Origin of the sequence: Roseicitreum antarcticum (assembly GCF_014681765.1) — a bacterium.
Classification (GTDB): Bacteria; Pseudomonadota; Alphaproteobacteria; order Rhodobacterales; family Rhodobacteraceae; genus Roseicitreum; species Roseicitreum antarcticum.
Window position 1 is genome coordinate 1,166,067 of sequence record NZ_CP061498.1, and the last position, 17,044, is coordinate 1,183,110.

14 protein-coding genes and 1 pseudogene are annotated in these 17,044 nt (G+C 65.4%); 8 read left to right on the plus strand and 7 right to left on the minus strand.

Annotated elements, in window-relative coordinates; all coding sequences use genetic code 11:
* Nucleotides 1-199: 199 nt before the first annotated feature.
* Complete coding sequence (locus H9529_RS05635) at nt 200-727, minus strand: component of SufBCD complex (protein ID WP_092890782.1); 528 nt, start codon at nt 725-727, stop codon at nt 200-202.
* Nucleotides 728-1,003: 276 nt separating this feature from the next.
* Here H9529_RS05635 and hemB point away from each other — a divergent pair, with 276 nt between their 5' ends.
* Together hemB and H9529_RS05645 are read left to right on the plus strand one after the other, a co-directional pair.
* The gene (gene hemB / locus H9529_RS05640; protein WP_092890785.1) at nt 1,004-2,008 is read left to right on the plus strand and encodes a porphobilinogen synthase; all 1,005 of its coding nucleotides are present in this window, start codon (nt 1,004-1,006) and stop codon (nt 2,006-2,008) included.
* A gap of 563 nt (nt 2,009-2,571) precedes the next feature.
* Entirely contained in the window at nt 2,572-3,477 is a 906-nt protein-coding gene (locus tag H9529_RS05645) for a DMT family transporter (protein WP_092890788.1), read from the plus strand.
* 106 nt (nt 3,478-3,583) lie between these two features.
* Here H9529_RS05645 and preA read toward each other — a convergent pair whose 3' ends face one another.
* From preA to H9529_RS20645, 4 genes and pseudogenes are all read right to left on the minus strand, one after another.
* Nucleotides 3,584-4,888 (minus strand): NAD-dependent dihydropyrimidine dehydrogenase subunit PreA, encoded by a 1,305-nt coding sequence (gene preA / locus H9529_RS05650; RefSeq protein ID WP_092890791.1) that lies wholly within the window; start codon nt 4,886-4,888, stop codon nt 3,584-3,586.
* Between the two features lie 10 nt (nt 4,889-4,898).
* Nucleotides 4,899-6,233, minus strand: coding sequence for an NAD(P)-dependent oxidoreductase (locus H9529_RS05655; protein ID WP_092890794.1), 1,335 nt, complete (start codon nt 6,231-6,233; stop codon nt 4,899-4,901).
* A gap of 328 nt (nt 6,234-6,561) precedes the next feature.
* Complete coding sequence (gene aroB, locus H9529_RS05660; RefSeq protein WP_092890797.1) at nt 6,562-7,677, minus strand: 3-dehydroquinate synthase; 1,116 nt, start codon at nt 7,675-7,677, stop codon at nt 6,562-6,564.
* Nucleotides 7,678-7,871: 194 nt separating this feature from the next.
* Nucleotides 7,872-8,474 (minus strand): annotated as a pseudogene (locus tag H9529_RS20645) (shikimate kinase); the annotation flags it as partial.
* Nucleotides 8,475-8,595: 121 nt separating this feature from the next.
* On the opposite strand from H9529_RS20645, the gene H9529_RS21080 reads away from it, so the two are divergent.
* The 5 genes from H9529_RS21080 (at nt 8,596) to H9529_RS05685 (ending at nt 13,948) form a co-directional block, all read left to right on the plus strand.
* A complete protein-coding gene (locus H9529_RS21080; protein WP_092890803.1) occupies nt 8,596-8,730 on the plus strand; it encodes a hypothetical protein in 135 nt (44 codons plus the stop codon).
* The gene (locus H9529_RS05670; RefSeq protein ID WP_092890806.1) at nt 8,720-10,723 is read left to right on the plus strand and encodes a hypothetical protein; all 2,004 of its coding nucleotides are present in this window, start codon (nt 8,720-8,722) and stop codon (nt 10,721-10,723) included. The genes H9529_RS21080 and H9529_RS05670 overlap by 11 nt, the downstream gene beginning before the upstream one ends.
* A gap of 78 nt (nt 10,724-10,801) precedes the next feature.
* A complete protein-coding gene (locus H9529_RS05675; protein ID WP_092891092.1) occupies nt 10,802-11,806 on the plus strand; it encodes a site-specific tyrosine recombinase XerD in 1,005 nt (334 codons plus the stop codon).
* Nucleotides 11,807-11,935: 129 nt separating this feature from the next.
* Nucleotides 11,936-13,255 (plus strand): HlyC/CorC family transporter, encoded by a 1,320-nt coding sequence (locus H9529_RS05680; RefSeq protein ID WP_092890809.1) that lies wholly within the window; start codon nt 11,936-11,938, stop codon nt 13,253-13,255.
* Nucleotides 13,256-13,357: 102 nt separating this feature from the next.
* Entirely contained in the window at nt 13,358-13,948 is a 591-nt protein-coding gene (locus H9529_RS05685; protein ID WP_092890813.1) for an HD domain-containing protein, read from the plus strand.
* Nucleotides 13,949-14,104: 156 nt separating this feature from the next.
* On the opposite strand, the gene H9529_RS05690 is transcribed toward H9529_RS05685, so the two are convergent.
* Together H9529_RS05690 and H9529_RS05695 are read right to left on the minus strand one after the other, a co-directional pair.
* Nucleotides 14,105-14,659 carry an ActR/PrrA/RegA family redox response regulator transcription factor gene (locus H9529_RS05690; protein ID WP_092890816.1) on the minus strand — a complete coding sequence of 185 codons (555 nt, stop codon included), beginning with the start codon at nt 14,657-14,659 and terminating at the stop codon, nt 14,105-14,107.
* 174 nt (nt 14,660-14,833) lie between these two features.
* Nucleotides 14,834-15,457, minus strand: coding sequence for an SCO family protein (locus H9529_RS05695; RefSeq protein ID WP_092890819.1), 624 nt, complete (start codon nt 15,455-15,457; stop codon nt 14,834-14,836).
* Between the two features lie 125 nt (nt 15,458-15,582).
* Here H9529_RS05695 and regB point away from each other — a divergent pair, with 125 nt between their 5' ends.
* Complete coding sequence (gene regB / locus H9529_RS05700; RefSeq protein ID WP_092890822.1) at nt 15,583-16,965, plus strand: sensor histidine kinase RegB; 1,383 nt, start codon at nt 15,583-15,585, stop codon at nt 16,963-16,965.
* Nucleotides 16,966-17,044: the final 79 nt, after the last annotated feature.

The window sequence follows — 17,044 nt, forward strand, 5'->3', positions numbered from 1 at the left end:
CGCGCCTGACCTACCGTGCCGCGCGCGCGTGTCAATGGGGGATGGCACATTCCAGACGGTCCGCGGGCAACAAGCGATTGCACCGGCACGCCGCTTCTGCTGGCAATGCACCGGGCACCGGGTTGCGTGCGACGTCTGAGGCTTTGCCCGTCGGCAGCGGACACTGGGCTGCGCCCCCCTGCGGCGCCAAAGTGACGGCTCAAAGCCCCAGCACGCTGATCGACATGTTCTGCCACATGCCCCAGATCGCGGTGAGGAAGATCGCAGCCATCCCCAGACCCTGCACCAAAAAGCGATGGCGCGACAAGCGGCGGATCAGGTCGTTGCCCATCTCACCCCGCTCGGCAATGGCGCGGGCGATCCGTAGCCCCATCAATGCGGTCAGCGAGGCCGGGCCGAGCAGCAAAAACACCGCCTGCGCCAGTTCGACCCCATAAAGGAACCCAAGCACCAGAAGCATCGAAAGGCCCGCCGCGCCCACGCCCACCATGGCCGGGCCTGCGCTGGCAAACAGCTGAACCCGGCGGCGCGCCTGGATATGGGCCAACGTCTCCAGATCCGACAATGCCTGCCCGCCCCGGCGGCGCGCGCGCTGCACCAGGTCGAAAGGCACGCCGATGACAAAATGCGACAGGGTCGACCACATCACCGCCAGCACGACCCAAAACCAGATATTGGAGAACGACCGCAAATCGATCAACCGGAACACCACCTCCAGAAAGTCCAAGCGCGTCTCCTTTTGCCTGTTCGCCCGTGTTAGCGCGTTGTGGCCACAGCGCCAAGGGGGCATCAGCGCCATCCCGGCGCGCGGGGCAGCGTTATGCCCGAGGGCAGCGGGCGAGGCTGCGGCAGCGCCGCGCCTGCGGCGGCAGGGGGGATCTGCCACACCCTGCGCCCATAGCGGCGGGCGCATCAAGGCGCGGTGAACAGTTGCGGCTTGGCACCGCCGCGCAACCGTGGCACCAAAGTCCCGATACGGATACCCGCCTGAAAGGTCAGCCCCATGCGCCCCACAACCGCCGCCTTCCCCGCCGCCCGTCTGCGCCGTCTGCGCCGTACCCGCGCCCTGCGCGATCTGGCGCAGGAAAATCATCTGTCCGCCGCCGACCTGATATGGCCAATATTCGTGCGTGAGGGCGTGGATGTCGCGGAACCCATCGCCTCGATGCCCGGGGTCAACCGCCTTTCGATCGACCGGGTGGTCCGCGCTGCGCAGGAGGCAGCCGACCTCGGCATCCCGGCGATCTGCCTCTTTCCCTATACCGACGCGGCGCTGCGCACCGAAGATTGCGCCGAGGCCTGGAACCCGGAAAACCTGACCAACCGCGCGATCCGTGCGATCAAGGCCGAGGTGCCGGACCTGGCGATCATGACCGATATCGCGCTGGACCCCTATAACATCAACGGTCATGACGGGCTGGTCGTGGGCGAGACCATCCTGAACGACGAAACCGTCGAATGCCTGGTCAAGATGGGGCTGGCGCAGGCCGAGGCCGGGGCGGATATCCTGGGCCCTTCAGACATGATGGACGGACGCATCGGCGCGCTGCGCACGGCACTGGAGGCAGCGGGCCACCGCGATATCGCGATCCTGTCCTATGCCGCGAAATTTGCCAGCGCCTTCTATGGCCCATTCCGCGATGCGGTTGGCGCATCGGGGCGGCTGGTGGGCGACAAGGCAACCTATCAGGTCAACCCCGCCAACCGGCTGGAGGCGCTGCGCTGCGTGGCGCGCGACGTGGATGAGGGCGCCGATATGGTCATGGTCAAACCCGGCATGCCCTATCTGGACATCTGCCGCGCGGTAAAGGACGACTTCGGGCTTCCGACCTATGCCTACCAAGTGTCGGGCGAGTACGCGATGCTGGCGGGCGCTGCCGAGCGCGGCTGGCTGGACGGCGACAAGGTGATGCTGGAAAGCCTGATGGCGTTTCGCCGCGCCGGTTGCGACGGGGTGCTGACCTATTTCGCGCCGCGTGTGGCGCGGATGCTGGCGGGGCGGGATTGAGGCGCCTGAGCCTAATCGGCCGGAACTTAACGGCCGGAACTTAACGGGCGGAACTTAACGGGCGGGCGCAAGCGCAACGGGTGGGACTGCCGGCGTTGCAAACAATGCCACGTGGGGTGGCGTATGGGTGCACGCGGGGCTGGTCGGATTTTCGACCATAAAGCGGCGTTAACCCCTGAAACAGCGCGAAAATACGGGGTCTGGAAACAATATGGAAACGGTATGGGTTTGATACATACCCGCGCTGACGCAGGGCGGCGTTAACCACGGCGCCGCGCGCGCGTGGCGCGTCGCTTGCTGCATGGACCGGGGCCGTCAGTCCCGGTTCCCGAAGGCGTCCCTGAGCGCGAAAGGCATCCTGCAGGACCCGGACCGACCACCCCCGGACATTGCGACCCCGGGCAAGGTGTTGCCAGGCACGCCCCATGGGAAAACTGCACTGCAGGATCGTCATCATGCCCCATTGCAGCGGCGCCCGCGCCGCCTGCCCCGCGTCAAGCCATCTTGTTCCCGCGCGAAAGGCGGCGTATGCCAAAGGGTACATGTAACACAGGTTAAAGAAAATGGCCGAGTGGCTGTTATCCATCGCCGGGACCGCGCAGGGCGCGCAACTGGCAACTGCGCTGGCTCTCATGTCGGCGCTGGCCCATGCCATCTTCGGGGCGCTGCAAAAGGGCGCGCATGACCCTTGGCTCACGCGGGGCGCGATTGATTTCTGGCTGGCGGTCCTGTCGTTGCCCATTGCCCTGTTTCTGGTGCCATGGCCCAATGCGCAGATGTGGGGCTTTCTGGCAGGCGCCTTCTTCATCCATTTCGGCTACAAACTCACCATGGCGCTGGCCTATGAGAAGGCGGCGTTTACCGTGGTCTACCCGGTGGTGCGCGGCACCGGGCCGGTGGTGACCGTCTTCGCCGCGATGCTGATCTTCCGCGAAAGCTTCGCACCGGTCCAGTGGCTGGGAATCGCCTGCCTGTCCGGAGGCATCTTGCTGCTGGCGCTGCGCAACCTATCCGAAGAAACGTTGGACCTGCGCGCGCTGAAGATCGGCCTGGCCTGGGCGGTGGCGGGCGGAGTAATGGTGGCGATCTACACCACCTTTGACGCCTATGCGATCCGTCAGGCACCCAATCCGTTCAGCTTTCTGGCGTGGTTCTTTCTGATCACCTCACTGGACTTTCCGGGGTTGGCACTGCACCGCTATCGCAAGATGATCCTGCCGCCGCGTATCCTGCCCCTGATGGTGCGCGGTATCGCGGGCGCAATCATCGCCTATGTCAGCTTTGGCGGCGTCATGCTGGCCACGCTGGTCGGCAAGGTCGGCGAGGCGGCCGTGCTGCGCGAAACCTCCACCGTCTTTGCAGCCCTGATCGGCTGGTTCATCCTGGGCGAGAAAGTCGGCCCCCGCCGCCTGTTCCTGATGTCGCTGATCGCGCTTGGCGCCGTGCTGGTCGAGATCGGCAAGCGCTGAGCAAGAGGTCCCGGGCTGCGGTCTTTGTTTCGCTGGTCCCAACCCAACCCGCCAACCGTTTCCGGGCAGCGGGTCGGGTCATGATACCGGGGGTTTCGCTGCCCCCCTATTCCGCCGCTTTCGCCATCGGGTTGTTGGGATGCGTGGTCCAGTTGCCGTATTCCGCCGGAACGACCTCGCCGGTGCGCGGATCGGTCGTGCCTGCGGGCAGGGTTTCCATGGTGATGCAATCCTCGACCGGGCAGACATTCACACACAGGTTGCATGCGACGCATTCGTCATCCTTCACCGTGAACACCCGGTCTGGCGACATGGCGATGGCCTGATGGCTGGTATCCTCACACGCCGCGAAACAGCGCCCGCAGCTGATGCACAGGTCCTGATTGATCCGCGCCTTGGTGATGTGGTTGAGGTTGAGGTACTGCCAGTCGGTCACGTTGGGCACCGCGCGGCCCACCACCTCATCAACCGAGGTCAGGCCCTTCTCATCCATCCAAAGCGACAACCCGGCGGTCATTTCCTTGATGATGCCGAAGCCATAGGTCATCGCGGCGGTGCAGACCTGCACGTTGCCCGCACCCAGCGTCATGTATTCCGCAGCGTCGCGCCATGTCGTCACGCCGCCGATACCGCTGATCGGCAAGCCCTGCGTTTCCGCAGAGCGCGCGATTTCCGCCACCATGTTCAAGGCGATCGGCTTCACCGCCGGGCCGCAATAGCCGCCATGGGTGCCCTTGCCGTCGATCATCGGTTCCGGGCTGAAAGTATCGAGGTTGACCGACGTGATCGAGTTGATCGTGTTGATCAGGCTGACCGCGTCGGCCCCGCCGCGCTTTGCCGCCTCGGCGGGTTTGCGGATGTCCGAGATGTTCGGCGTCAGTTTGACAATACAGGGCATGCGCGAGTGTTTCTTGACCCACCGCGTCACCATCTCGATATATTCCGGCACCTGCCCCACGGCGCTGCCCATGCCGCGTTCAGCCATGCCATGCGGGCAGCCGAAGTTCAGTTCGACCCCGTCGGCGCCAGTATCCTCGACCCGCGCAAGAATGGCCTGCCAGCTTTCTTCATCGCAGGGCACCATCAGGCTGACCACCATCGCACGGTCGGGCCAGTCGCGTTTCACCTGCTTGATCTCTTGCAGGTTGATCTCCAGTGGACGGTCGGTAATCAGTTCGATGTTGTTGAGGCCCAGCAACCGGCGATCTGCGCCCCAGATCGCGCCATAGCGTGGACCGTTCACATTGACGACCGGCGGCCCCTCGGCCCCCAACGTCTTCCAGACCACCCCACCCCAACCGGCCTGAAAGGCGCGCACCACGTTATACGCCTTGTCGGTTGGCGGCGCGCTGGCCAGCCAGAACGGGTTGGGGGATTTGATGCCGATAAAGTTGCTTGTCAGATTTGCCATGATGTTCCCCTCACGCCGTCAGGCTTGCATGAATATCCATCGCCGCGTCGCGGCCCTGCGCCACGGCAGTGACGGTCAGGTCATCGCCGCCCGCCGCGCAATCGCCGCCCGCCCAGACACCGGCCGCGCTGGTGCGGCCTGCGCCGGTCACCGCGATCTTGCCGCGCGCGATTTCCAGCGCGTCCGGCGCGCCGCTCAGCGTTTGGCCGATGGCGCGGAACACCTGGTCGGCGGGAAGGCGGAAGGTCTCGCCCGTCGGCTCCAGCCCCGCGTCGCCGCTGCGGGTATAGCCGAACTCGATCTCACGCACCGCGCCGTTGCCATGTACCGACATTGGCATTGCATTGGTGATGATGCGCACGCCCGCGTTGGCCGCGTGCGACAGCTCATAATCCGACGCACCCATCGCCTCACGCCCCCGGCGGTAGACCATGGTGACATGCTCGGACCCCAGCAGGCGCGATTGCACGGCGGCATCCACGGCCGTCATGCCGCCGCCGATCACCACCACATGGCGTCCGATCGGCAGGGCCGAGAGGTCGCTGATCTGGCGCAGGTCTGCGATAAATTCCACCGCATCATGCACCCCGTGCCGGTCGTCGCCGGGCACACCAAGGGCATTGACCCCGCCCAATCCCATGCCAAGGAACACCGCGTCATAGTCCGTCCTCAGGTCAGTCAGTGTCGCGTCGTGGCCCAAAGCCACACCGCTGCGCAGGGTGATCCCGCCGATCTGCATCAGCCAGTCGACCTCTGCCTGCGCGAAACCGCCCGCCGCCTTGTAGGCCGCGATGCCATATTCGTTCAGCCCGCCGGGTTTGGCGCGCGCATCCATCAGCGTGACGTCATGGCCCAGCATTGCCAGCCGATGCGCACAGGCCAGCCCCGCAGGCCCAGCCCCCACAACCGCCACGCGTTTACCCGTGGGCGCGGCGCGGTCATAGGGATGCACGCCCGCGTCAACCAGACCGTCGGTGGCGTAGCGTTGCAGACGTCCGATCTCTACCGGCTTGCCCTCGGCCGCCTCGCGCACGCACGCACCTTCGCACAGCGTCTCGGTCGGGCAGACACGGGCGCACATGCCGCCCAGGATGTTCTGATCGAAAATCGTGCGCGCCGCAGCCTCGGGCTGACCAGCCTGAATCTGGCGGATGAAGAGCGGGATGTCTATGGCCGTGGGGCAGGCGGTTATGCAGGGCGCGTCATAGCAGAAATAGCAGCGGTCTGCCGCGACGCGCGCTTCATGCGGATCGTATTCGGGATAAATGTCATCAAAGTTTGCCACATAGGCATCGGGCTCAAGCCGCCCGGCAACGATACCGGGGGTGGTAGGCGCAGGAGACATAGGCTTTCCCTTTCCAGAGGATGGCTGTCATGTCCCTCACTGTGCCACAGATATGAATTTTATCAATTGATAAAATTTAGGCAGTTTGTGAACAGGAAAACCCACGCCATACGTCCGGGGGAAAACGCTTCAAAAGCTCGGTGGGAGGGGTGTCCTGCACTGAGGCGGGTTTCATTTGAGCACCCCGCCGCCGCAGACAAAACAACGCCGCCACAGGCGCCCGCCCCCTGATTTGCCCGCAAATCAGGGTCCAGTAAGGGTACAGGCCACCCGCATCGCGGGGGGCCTTCCATTGGATCAGGGCAGTATCACGCGGCAGCGCGAAGGATCAGCGCGCTTTCAGCGCATCGTCGAGCACCGCGCGCAGCAGCGGCCCCGGCACCGCATCGCTGACAAAGGCCGCCCCGATGCCACGCGCCAGGATGAAGCGCATCTTGCCGTCTTGCACCTTCTTGTCCTGCGCCATCAGCGCCATCATGTCCCCGGCGCCCGGCAGATCGCCCGGAATATCGCCCAGGTCGGTCTTCATCCCCATCGCGCGCAGATGCGCGCGCACCCGTCCCGGCGTTTCCTGCGCACAAAGGCCCATGCGCGCCGACAGATCAAACGCCAGCGCGCAGCCGATCGCCACGCCCTCGCCATGCAACAGCCGCGCCCCGTCGTAGCCGGTCGCCGCCTCCAGCGCGTGACAGAAGGTATGGCCCAGATTCAAAAGCGCGCGTTCGCCCTGTTCGGTCTCATCACGCGCCACGATTTCTGCCTTCATCTGCACCGCGCGGGTCACTGCGCGAAGCCGTGCCGCCACGTCGCCCGCAGCCATCGCGGGCGCGTGCGCCTCCAGCCATTCAAAGAAAGCCAGGTCGCCCAACAGGCCGTATTTCACCACCTCGCCATATCCGGCCAGAAAGTCGCGCGGCGGCATGGTCGAGAGCAGGTCGATATCCGCCAGCACCAGCGACGGCTGGTGAAACGCCCCTATCAGGTTCTTGCCCTGCGGCGTGTTGATCCCGGTCTTGCCGCCGACCGAACTGTCGACCTGCGCCAGGAGGCTGGTGGGAATCTGGACAAAGCGCACGCCGCGCCGCAGCACCGACGCCGCAAACCCGGCCAGATCGCCGATCACGCCGCCGCCCAGTGCCACGACCATATCGCGCCGCTCTACCTGCTGGGCCAAAAGCCATTCCGCCGCGCGCCCCAGTTGCGTCCAGTTCTTCGTGCCCTCACCCGGCGGTAGCGCCAGCGCGGTCATCGATACCCCTGCCGCCGCCAGCCCGGCGCGCAGGGCTTCCAGATGCAGACCCGCCACCGTTTCATCGGTCAGCACCGCCACGCGCGGACGGTGCAGAAGTGGCGCGATCAGCCCCCCGGCGTCGGCCAGAAGCCCGGTGCCGATCACCACATCATAGGCGCGCGCGCCCAGCGCCACATGCACCTGATCCCTCATTTTGCCCCTCCGTTCCGGCGCGCCGGGGCGCCTGCCGTCGTGTTGCGCGGCGCCGCACGCTCATTTCCAGCGCTGGGTGTCTGGGGCCGGTCTGGCTCGCCACGCGGTGGGGGCTGCGCCTTTGCGGCCCCGGATCCGGCGCGCCCGGCTGTTCCCGCAGGCGCAGACCCGTCGGTTCCACCCGCATACGGCGCGCTTTGCACCACATCGGGGCGCGACAGCAGCGCGGCGCACACCTGCCCCGCCATCTCGGCAATCGAATATTCAGCCCGCGCATCCACCGTCAGATCGGCCAGCGCATAAATCGGATCGCGTTCAGCCAGCAATTCCCCCAGCGTCTGGCGCGGATTGGCCGTGCGCAAAAGCGGGCGCGAGGTTTTTTGCCGCACACGTGTCCACAAGAGCTCTAGATCAGCGCGCAGCCAGACCGAGATGCCAAGCCCCGTGATCCGTGTGCGCGTTTCCGCCGACAAAAACGCCCCGCCGCCCACTGACAGGATCCCCGGCGGGCCGCTTAGCAGGCGCGCGATGACTTGCGCCTCTTTCAGACGGAAAAATGCCTCGCCGTCGCGCGCAAAAATCTCAGGGATGCTCATGTTGGCGGCGCGCACGATCTCATCATCCGAATCGACGAAAGGCACGCCCAGCAGCCGCGCCAGTTCGGTCCCGATCGCGGTTTTGCCCGCGCCCATCATCCCCACCAGAACGACGGTTTTGTGTAATATCTCTGTCACACAGGCCTCTCTTGCCGGGTCGTTCCAGCGCCTGCCGCGACCCGGCCATGGCGTTTTCGTGATCTTCGCCCTGAATGACGTGATCTCGGCCGGATTTCCAGCTATAAAGCGACGAACTGGCGATGCGGGGCTTTCACGTTGGCATGGCACAGCATAAACAGAACAACAAATCCGGGGCACAGACATGCGGCATATATTCAAACTTCTGGTGGTTTTGGTGGTTCTGGGGGGCATCGGACTGGTGGGCTTCGCCTATGTCGGCGACCTCAGCCCGGATCAGAGCCTGACCACGCAGCCGGTGACGCTGGATGTGCAGTGATACCTATCCCAAAGAGCGGGCGCATCTGCGGTCCGCAGGCGTGGACGATTCCGCCTGCTTGGGCGGCATGTTGCCGGGGCGCCTGAAACTTTCGGCCTCGCACCTGCCGAACCTGCGGTTCACGCCCACGGCCCTGACCAGCGTGCTCGCCCTTGCGCTATCGGTCGGCGCGGTCGGGGCCCAACAGGACCAGCCGCTGGACGCAAGGCGCCCCGAGGCGCGGCCTCAGTCACAATCTCTGGGTGAGGCGCAAGCCCGATCGCAGACGCCAGCGCCGGGCAACGCCCCGATGTCGGCCATCGACTGGCTGTCGCAATCTGTCGCCCTGCCACAGCCGCAGGCCCAACCCTTTGACCAGCAACTGAGCGGGGTACGCAACGACGCGATCAGCGTCACGCCACTGGATGCACAATCGGTCGATGCCACGGGCCTTTTGTCGGCGCGCCGTGCCGGATTGCCCGATGATTTCTGGGGCGATACCACAGCGCCCGCCCTGGCCGCGATCATCGCAGGATTGTCCCCGGACATGCTGCCCGCCGCGCGCGACATGACCGTGCGCATCTTGCTGGCTGAACTGACGCCGCCCCGCCCTGCCCCGCAAGGTGCGGGAACGAACGGCGGAGACCCCAACGCCCCCAATGCGCTGTTCCTGGCCCGACTGGACAAGCTGCTGGAATTCGGCGCGCTGGAACAGGTGATGGCGCTGACCGATGCCGCAGGCTCGGAAAGCCCGGCAGTGTTTCAACGCTGGTTCGATGCCGCCCTTCTGCTGGGCGAGGAAGACCGCGCGTGCGACGCCCTGCGCGCCCGCCCGCAACTGTCCCCCACGCTGCCTACCCGCGTCTTTTGCCTGGCGCGCGGCGGCGAGTGGGGCACGGCGGCGCTGATCTTGCGCAGCGCGCAGGCACTGGATCAGATCGCCCCGGCGGATGCGACCTTGCTGATCCGCTTTCTGGACCCTGAGGCGGAAAGCGCCGACGGCACCCTGCCCCCGCTCAGCCGCCCCTCGCCGCTGACATGGCGGATGCTGGAGGCTATTGGCGAGCCGGTGAGCACCCATCTGCTGCCCATCGCGTTCTCGCATGCCGATCTGCGCGGCACCGCAGGGTGGCGCGCGCAACTGGAGGCCGGCGAACGCCTGACACGCGCAGGCGCGTTGGAGCCCAACCGCCTGCTGGGGCTCTATTCCGAACGTATGCCCGCCGCCTCGGGCGGAATATGGGACCGGGTGCGCGACATTCAGCGCTTTGATACCGCGCTGGCCAGCGGCGACCCAGCGTCGGTGGCAGCGGCGCTTTTGCGCGTCTGGCCCCGCATCACGTCGGGGGAGCTGGAGACCGCTTTTTCCGCGCTTTACGCAGCGCCACTGGCCCGCCTGCCCCTGACGGGTGAAGCCGCAGCGCTGGCATTCGAGATCGGGCTGCTGACCCCGGAGTATGAGACATTCGCGCTTGCAGCCGGGTTTTCGCAAGACGATGCGACAGGCGGCACCCCCGGCATGGCCGAGGGGCGCAGCCGCCGCACCGGGACGGACGACCGGCCAGAAACGCTGGTCAGCGCGGTTAGCGGGGACACATCCGGCACGCCGTCGATCCGCGCGCCCGGCACGCCCTCCATCCGCGCGCCCGGCACGCCCTCCATCCGCGTGCCTGACACGCCCTCCATCCGCGTGCCTGACACGACCCGGGCGCGGTTCCTTGCAGGCGTCGCGCGCGGCATGATCCCCCCTGACCTGAGCTATGGCAACGGGCTGGGTAGGGCGATTGCCGATGCTTTCGCCGACCCTGCCCCCGTCGCCCCCGCGCAACAGCGCGCATTGGAAAACGGCGCGCTCGGGGCCGAGGTGCTGCGCGCGCTGGACCGCCTGACCATCGGCGCGGCAGATGATCTGCGCGCCGTGGTCGAAGCGCTGGCCCTCCTGCGCTACGTCCGCATGGAAGACACGGCGCGGCAGGCGGCCTTGCAGCTGCTGTTGCTGGAACGGCGGGGCTGAGGTTCGGCCATGCCCTCACACCCGGTCCGCGCTACGCGCCCCAAAGCCATATCGCCCGAAGCGATCCAGCCTGAAGCCATGTCGCCTGACGCCGCGCCAAATATGGCCGAGGGCCCTGCCCCGGCGGATGATCTGCGCTGGATCGCGACCTTCCTTGAGGCGCAGGCCGCCGAACAGGACAGCGCGCGCAACACCCTGCTGGCCTATGGGCGCGACCTGCGCGATGCGCAGGGCTGGCTGGCCCACCGGGGCCTGCGCTTTGCCACGGCAAGCCGCACCGATGTCGAAAGCTATCTGATGTCATGCGACGCGCAGGGGCTGGCCCGCGCCACAAGGGCGCGGCGGCTGTCGGCATTGCGTCAGCTATACCGCTTTGCCTATGATGAAGGCTGGCGGCGCGATAATCCGGCGATCGAGATCACCGGCCCCGGCAAGTCCAAACGCCTGCCCGGCACGCTGAGCGCGCAAGAAGTCACCGCCCTGATGGAGGCCGCCCCCCGCACAGGGCGCAGCCCCGTTGACCGGCTGCGCAATGCCTGTCTGATGGAGGTTCTTTATGCCACGGGCATGCGCGTATCCGAACTGGTCAGCCTGCCGGTGGCCGCTGCGCGCGGCGATCCTGCCATGCTGCTGGTGCGCGGCAAGGGCGGCAAGGAACGCATGGTGCCGCTGTCAGCGCCCGCGCGCGTGGCGATGACAGCGTGGCTGGCCGAATGGGACGCTGCGGCCGAGGCCGGTCGCGCGAAGGGCAAACCGGTACCACGCCACCTCTTCCCCTCGCGCAGCGCCGACGGGCACATGACGCGTATCCGGTTCTACACGCTGATCAAGGAAATCTGCGTCATAGCCGGGCTTGACCCGGTGCGCGTCACGCCGCATGTGCTGCGCCATGCGTTTGCCACCCACCTGCTGGCCGGCGGGGCCGATCTTCGCGTCATCCAGACGCTGATGGGGCATGCCGATGTCTCCTCGACCGAGATCTACACCCATGTGCTGGAAGACCGGCTGCGCGCGCTGGTCATGGATCACCACCCGCTGGCCGATACCCCACCAAGGGGCGATGACCCAGCCGGGACGGCATGACACAGACCCGCACCAAAACCGGCGGCACACCGCTGCCAGCACACGCGCATGGGCCGACGCGCCTGCAATCGAAATTCAACTGACGCGCGGCCAAGGCCGTGCACCACAACCAAAAAGGGAAATTTGACCATGGAAAGCGGCGGGGCGCCTCTGGACCTGACATTCTGGCTGACAGTGGCAGCGATCATCGGGCTTCTGGTGGTCTCTGGCTTCTTTTCGGGCAGTGAGACCGCACTTACAGCGTCCAGCCGGGGCAAGCTGCGCGCGCAGGCCGACAAGGGCACACGGGGTGCCGCCAGCGCGCTGAAAGTGACCGAAGATACCGAACGCCTGATCGGCGCGGTGCTGCTGGGCAACAACATGGTCAACATTCTGGCAGCCTCGCTGGCGACCGCGCTTTTCACGCAGGTCTTTGGCGAAAGCGGGGTAGCGCTGGCCACGCTGGTCATGACGCTGCTGGTCCTGATCTTTGCCGAGGTCCTTCCAAAGACCTTCGCCATTACGAATCCCGAACGCGCCGCGGGCATGGTTGCGCCGGTGATCCGCGTCGTGGTGGTGGTCTTCTCGCCCGTCGTATCGGTTGTGCGGTTTATCGTGCGCGCCATGCTGAGCGTTGTGGGGGTGCAGACCGATCCGAACAGCCAGATTCTGTCATTCCACGAGGAAATCGCAGGTGCGCTGGCGCTGGGGCATTCCGAGGGCTCGGTCCAGAAGGAAGACCGCGACCGCCTGCTGGGTGCGCTGGACCTGAGCGAACGCACGGTCGAAGAGATCATGCTGCATCGCAGCCAGATCGAGATGATCAACGCCGATGATCCGGTCGAGGATATCATCGCGCAGGCCCTGAACTCCAGCCACACCCGCCTGCCCGCGTACCGGGGCGAGCAGGAGAACATCATCGGCGTGTTGCACTCGCGCGATCTGATGCGCGAGGTGCATCGCCTGGTTACCGAAGCACAGGGTGACTACAGCGCTATTTCCGCCCTCTCGCTCGCCAGTGTCGCGCGCGAAGCGTATTTCGTGCCCGACACCACGCCGCTGGACGAACAGATGCGACAGTTCCTGCACCGGCGGTCACATTTCGCCATGGTCGTGGATGAATACGGCGCCCTGCGCGGGCTGATCACCCTTGAGGATATTCTGGAGGAAATCGTCGGCGAGATCGAGGATGAACATGACAAGGGCGACACCGCCGCGCTGGAACGCAACGAGGTGGGCGACGTGCTGGTCGACGGCGGCATGACAATCCGCGACCTGAACCGCGCCATGGAATGGTCGCTGCCCGATGAAGAGGCCAATACCATCGCCGGGCTCGTCATCCACGAGGCGCAGACAATCCCCAGCGAAGGACAGGTGTTCAAGTTCCACGGCTTCCGGTTCGAGGTGGTGGAGCGGGAAGACAATCGCCTGACCCGCCTGAAACTGCGCGAGATGGTGAAAACGCATTGATGCCCGGCGGTGATGGTCCGCAATCGTCGCGACGCTGATTCTGCCAGATCGCGACGAGGTGGCGCAAACGACAACAGGCATGACGACAGGAATGAGAACGCCATGAAACAGCCGCGCGCGTGGCAACGCATGCTCTCGGGGCGCAGGCTGGACCTGTTGGACCCAACGCCAGTGGATATCGAGGTCGGGGATATTGCACACGGCCTGGCCTTCGTGGCGCGCTGGAACGGGCAGACCATGGGCGACTGGCCCTATTCGGTCGCCGAGCATTCGCTGCTGGTGGAAGACCTGTACGGTCGCGCCAATCCTGCCGCGCCCCCGCGCTGGCGGCTGGCAGCCCTGCTGCATGACGCGCCGGAATACGTTATCGGCGACATGATATCGCCGGTCAAAGCGGCGGTGGGACCGGGTTATGGCGGGCTGGAACAGCGTTTGACGGCGGCGATCCACCTGCGTTTTGGGCTGCCCGCCGCCCTGCCCCTGACAGTAAAACGCGCGATCAAGCGGGCCGACCGCGTGTCGGCATGGCTGGAGGCGACACAAATCGCAGGGTTTTCAGAGGCCGAGGCGAACCGCCTGTTTGGCACGCCCGATGCAGCAATCGCGCAGAATTTCCGCATCGAACCCCAACCGCCCGCTGTGGTCCGCGCCGCCTTCGTCGCGCGGCACGCAGCGCTGTTGGCCCTGTGCTGAACGGTCAGTGACTGCCCTGTCTGTTCGCAGATGATACCGCGTAACAGGCCGAGGTGGCGTCGAGGCAGGCGTGTCCCACACATCGTCAAACGCTTGCAAAGACCTGAACGCAGACCGAACCACCAAGAGGTGTCACCAGCGACGACGCAACCGCGCTCAGCGCGGTCCGCGTTTGGCCAGAATGCGTTGCAGGGTGCGACGGTGCATGCTGAGACGCCGCGCGGTCTCGGACACGTTTCGATCGCATTGCTCGTAGATCCGCTGAATATGCTCCCACCGGACGCGGTCGGCGGACATCGGGTTGTCGGGCGGGGATGGCAGCGCCTCGCCGCTGGCCATCAGCGCGTGCACCACTTCATCGGCATCGGCGGGCTTCGACAGGTAGTCGGTCGCGCCGATCTTCACCGCCGCCACTGCCGTCGCGATCGCGCCATATCCGGTCAGCACCACAATGCGGCTGTCGGGACGGCGTTCGCGAAGATGTTCCACCACGTCCAGCCCGTTGCCATCGTCCAGCCGCAGGTCGATCACGGCATAGGCAGGCGGACGGGCACCTGCGATGGCTTTGCCCCCCGCGACGCAATTTGCCGTCTCAACCTCGAACCCTCGCTTTTCCATCGCGCGGGCGAGACGGCGCAGGAAAACCTCATCATCATCGACCAACAGCAGCGAGCGGTCTGGGCCGAGGTCAAGCTCAGGGACATCCTGCATGCGCAAATCCTTCATTAACATAAAGTGTATGTAGGCCGATGTGGCTGCGCGGTCAAATAGGGTGATGATCTGTCGCAGGGACGCAAGGGTGCCGCACACGGGCTGCCAACGCGCCGCGAACCGCCGGCAAGCAGACGCGGGTACCGCAGCCCAAAGCCCCTGGAAGAACCGGCCTCAGGCGGCTTCGATGAAGCACCCCACCTGTTCTGCCAGCGCCTCTGGTGTTAGTTCGCGGCGGAACACATCGACGAAGCCGTGTTCCGGCAGCACGAGGTAGCTGAACGTAGTATGATCCACGAGGTAATAGTCAGGATCATCGCTTTCTTGCGCGGCGTAATAGGTCTTGTAGGCCTGCGAAGCGGCGCGCACCTGCTCTGCAGAGCCGGTCAGCCCGATCATTTCGGGATGCATGTAGGATACAAACTCTGCCAGAACCTCGGGCGTGTCCCGCGCGGGGTCGATGGAAATGAACGCCAGTTGCATATCGACGCCCTGATCGATCAAGATATCGGCTGCCTGCGCGTTGCGCGCGTTGTCCAGCGGACAGACATCGGGACAGAAGGTGTAGCCGAAATATATCAGCGTCGGCCGGTCGATGACATCGGTGTCACGCACGGTGCGGCCAGTGTGATCCACCAGTTCGAACGGGCCGCCGATGGACCCCGATCCCCCCGCAACGGTTGTCTGGCGGCACTGCGCGAAGCCTTCGTCGCGTTGGCCGAAAAATACCATCGAGGCCAGCCCGCCCAACAGTACCGCCACCAACCCGGCGGCAATCACGGTGTATGTCTTGATCATCGGGTTCCCATCACTTCCGACCGCCCCGCAGCGCTGCGCCGCCGGGACAATTTGCGCCCTTGATGCCCTATCCCCACGGCCCTAACAATTACAAAACAAACCCCTGTGACAACTGGACCCCCCTGATGCCTTCGCCGACGCTAGCCCACCTCAACCGCGACAGCCGGGGCCAATGGGTCCGGTTGCGCACACTGACCATGCTGCGCTGGCTGGCGGTGGCAGGCCAATTGATCGCGATCACCGCAGCGGACCAGTTCTTTGGCCTGCAATTCAACCTGGGCCTGTGCTATCTGGCGGTGGGCACTGCGGTGATCTCGAACCTGGTGACGCTCTACCTGTTTCCGGAAAACAAGCGCCTGTCGGAATCCGATGCGATGCTGACGTTGTTGTTCGACGTGTCGCAACTGGCGCTGCTGCTGTACCTGACGGGCGGGATCACCAACCCCTTCGCATTGTTGATGCTGGCGCCCGTCACCATCTCGGCATCGGCGCTGGAGGTGCGTACGACGATGTTCCTCGGCGGCGTCGCGATCAGCCTGATCTCGCTGGTGGCCCTGATCTATGAGCCCCTGACCTTCGCCGATGGATCGATCCTGACGGTGCCGCCGATCATCGCCTTCGGCTTCTGGGCGGCGATCGTGATCGGGATCGTATTCATGGGCCTTTACGCCCGCCGCGTGGCGTCCGAGATCCATTCGATGGCCGATGCGCTGCTGGCCACCCAGATGGCGCTGGCGCGCGAACAGAAACTCACCGATCTGGGCGGCGTGGTCGCTGCCACCGCGCATGAACTGGGCACGCCGCTGGCAACGATCAAGCTGGTCAGCGCCGAGTTGATGACCGACCTGCCCGAAGGTTCGCCCCAGCGCGAGGATGTGCAGCTGATTCGTGACCAGGCCGAACGCTGCCGCGAGATCCTGCATTCCATGGGCCGCGCAGGCAAGGACGACCTTCATCTGCGGCATGTCCCCCTCGACACCTTGCTGCGCGAGGCTGCGGAACCCCATACCACCCGCAACCGCGAAGTGATCTTCACCCTGACGCCCGCGCTGGGGGCCGGGGCGCGCCAGCCATTGGTGCGCCGCAAACCCGAGATCGTGCACGGGCTGCGCAACCTGATCCAGAATGCGGTGGATTTCGCTGCGGCGCGCGTCTGGCTGGATGGAATCTGGACCGACCAGACCATCACGATCCGCATCATGGACGATGGCCCCGGCTTTCCGCCCGATGTGCTCAGCCGCATCGGCGACCCGTTCATCCGCCGTCGGCGCGACCCGGGCGAGCTGTTGCGGCGCCCGGAATATGAGGGGATGGGGCTGGGCCTGTTCATCGCCAAGACCCTGTTGGAACGGACGGGCGCGGAGATCAGCTTTGCCAATTGCACTCCTGCCACGGGTACCGGCGACCGCGACCGCCGCGGCGCGCTGATCGAACTGGTCTGGCCGCTGGACCGCCTGACACCGCTGGAGCATGAGATATCGGGGCAGAACCCCCAGATCGCCAGCTAGGTCAGCCTGTGGTATAAGTTGTTTTGTATCAAACGGTTGCATTGTGATCTTCGCCGCGCGTCCTGAGTTTTTCAGCGCA

What these genes read in the sequence shown, in the direction of transcription:
- hemB (WP_092890785.1), top strand. Translation starts at nt 1,004, where the DNA reads ATGCGCCCCACAACCGCCGCCTTCCCCGCCGCCCGTCTGCGCCGTCTG.
- H9529_RS05645 (WP_092890788.1), top strand. Translation starts at nt 2,572, where the DNA reads ATGGCCGAGTGGCTGTTATCCATCGCCGGGACCGCGCAGGGCGCGCAA.
- preA (WP_092890791.1), bottom strand. Translation starts at nt 4,888, where the DNA reads ATGGCAAATCTGACAAGCAACTTTATCGGCATCAAATCCCCCAACCCG.
- H9529_RS05655 (WP_092890794.1), bottom strand. Translation starts at nt 6,233, where the DNA reads ATGTCTCCTGCGCCTACCACCCCCGGTATCGTTGCCGGGCGGCTTGAG.
- aroB (WP_092890797.1), bottom strand. Translation starts at nt 7,677, where the DNA reads ATGAGGGATCAGGTGCATGTGGCGCTGGGCGCGCGCGCCTATGATGTG.
- H9529_RS21080 (WP_092890803.1), top strand. Translation starts at nt 8,596, where the DNA reads ATGCGGCATATATTCAAACTTCTGGTGGTTTTGGTGGTTCTGGGGGGC.
- H9529_RS05670 (WP_092890806.1), top strand. Translation starts at nt 8,720, where the DNA reads ATGTGCAGTGATACCTATCCCAAAGAGCGGGCGCATCTGCGGTCCGCA.
- H9529_RS05675 (WP_092891092.1), top strand. Translation starts at nt 10,802, where the DNA reads ATGTCGCCTGACGCCGCGCCAAATATGGCCGAGGGCCCTGCCCCGGCG.
- H9529_RS05680 (WP_092890809.1), top strand. Translation starts at nt 11,936, where the DNA reads ATGGAAAGCGGCGGGGCGCCTCTGGACCTGACATTCTGGCTGACAGTG.
- H9529_RS05685 (WP_092890813.1), top strand. Translation starts at nt 13,358, where the DNA reads ATGAAACAGCCGCGCGCGTGGCAACGCATGCTCTCGGGGCGCAGGCTG.
- H9529_RS05690 (WP_092890816.1), bottom strand. Translation starts at nt 14,659, where the DNA reads ATGCAGGATGTCCCTGAGCTTGACCTCGGCCCAGACCGCTCGCTGCTG.
- H9529_RS05695 (WP_092890819.1), bottom strand. Translation starts at nt 15,457, where the DNA reads ATGATCAAGACATACACCGTGATTGCCGCCGGGTTGGTGGCGGTACTG.
- regB (WP_092890822.1), top strand. Translation starts at nt 15,583, where the DNA reads ATGCCTTCGCCGACGCTAGCCCACCTCAACCGCGACAGCCGGGGCCAA.